Origin of the sequence: Nocardioides sp. NPDC057577, from assembly GCF_042801335.1 — a bacterium.
Lineage (GTDB): Bacteria > Actinomycetota > Actinomycetes > Propionibacteriales > Nocardioidaceae > Nocardioides.
Genome location: NZ_JBHVGB010000337.1, coordinates 1 through 1,446, shown reverse-complemented (window position 1 = coordinate 1,446; position 1,446 = coordinate 1). Strand labels below are relative to the sequence as shown.

Sequence of the window (1,446 nt, the reverse complement as noted above, 5' to 3'; positions counted from 1 at the left end):
CACGGGGACAGATCCGCCGACTCGGCACCACTAGTTAGCCGTCAGCTCCCTCTTGATCTCGGTCTTGAGCACCTTGCCGACCTTCGAACGTGGCAGGTCGGGCCAGACCTCGATCTGCTTGGGGGTCTTGACCGCGCCGATCCGCTCTTTGACGTACGCCTTGAGGTCGGCGACGTCGACCTCGGCACCGGGCCGGGGGAGGACGACGGCGGTGACGCGCTCGCCCCACTTCTCGTCGGGCAGGCCGACGACGGCGCAGTCGGCGATGGACGGATGGGTCATCAGCGCCTGCTCGACCTCGGTCGAGTAGACGTTGAAACCACCGGTGATCACCATGTCCTTGGCGCGGTCGACGATGTGCAGGAAGCCGTCCTCGTCGAGGAAGCCGATGTCGCCGGTGTGGTGCCAGCCGTGCGCGCTCGCCTCGGCGGTCGCCTCGGGGTTGTCGAGGTAGCCGCGCATGACCAGGGAGCTGCGTACGACGATCTCGCCGCGCTCGCCGGAGCCGAGCAGCGCGCCGCGCTCGCCCATGATCGACACGGTCACCAGCGGCGCCGGACGACCGGCCGAGGAGAGCCGCTCGGAGGCGACGGTGCCGTCCTCGTGGAAGTGGTCGGCGGGCGCCATGGTGGCGATCATCATGGGCGCCTCGGTCTGCCCGAACAGCTGCGCCATCACCGGTCCGATCCGGGTCAGCGCCTCCTCCAGGCGCGTCGACGACATCGGCGCCGCGCCGTACCAGAAGCAGCGCAGCGACTTCAGGTCGGTCGACCGAAGCGCCGGGTGGTCCAGCACGAGGTAGATCAGCGTCGGCGGCAGGAACGTGTGGGTGACCTGATGGCGCTCGATGTGCTCGAGGAACGCACCCACGTCCGGCGTACGCATCACCACGATCTGGCCGCCCAGGCACAGCACCGGGAAGCAGAGAACTCCGGCGGCGTGGGTGAGCGGCGCGAGCGCGAGGTAGGTCGGCCTCGTCGGCGCACCGGGCCACGGATAGGCCATCAGGGTGATCGCCGACATCGTCTCCAGGTTGGCGCCGGTGAGCATGACGCCCTTGGGGCGCCCGGTGGTCCCGCCGGTGCCGACGACCATGGCCAGGTCGTCGACGACTTCGACGGGCTCGAACAGCTCGTCGGTAGAGCCGAGGAAGTCGTCCCAGCTGATCGCCCACTCATAGGTCGCGTCGAGGCAGACCAACGTGGTCAGCTCCGGCAGATCTCCACGGATCTGGTCGACCAGGCCGGCGAAGGCCGACTGGAAGATCAGCGCCGAGCAGCCGAACAGGTCCAGCAGCTCGCGGTTCTCGGCGGCTTCGCTGCGCGGGTTGATCGGGCACCAGACGCCCCCCGCGCGGCTGATCCCGAAGACCGAGGCGAAGGCGACCGGGTCGTTGGCCGAGAGGATGGCGACCTTGTCGCCCGGGGCGACGCCGCGGGCCCGAAG

At 69.4% G+C, this 1,446-nt stretch carries 1 protein-coding gene; it reads right to left on the bottom strand.

All coding sequences use genetic code 11. The annotated features are described in order from the left end of the window. Nucleotides 1–30: 30 nt before the first annotated feature. On the bottom strand, nucleotides 31–1,446 hold a 1,416-nt coding region (locus ACFU7D_RS29600), incomplete at its 5' end, for an AMP-binding protein (protein WP_378874099.1).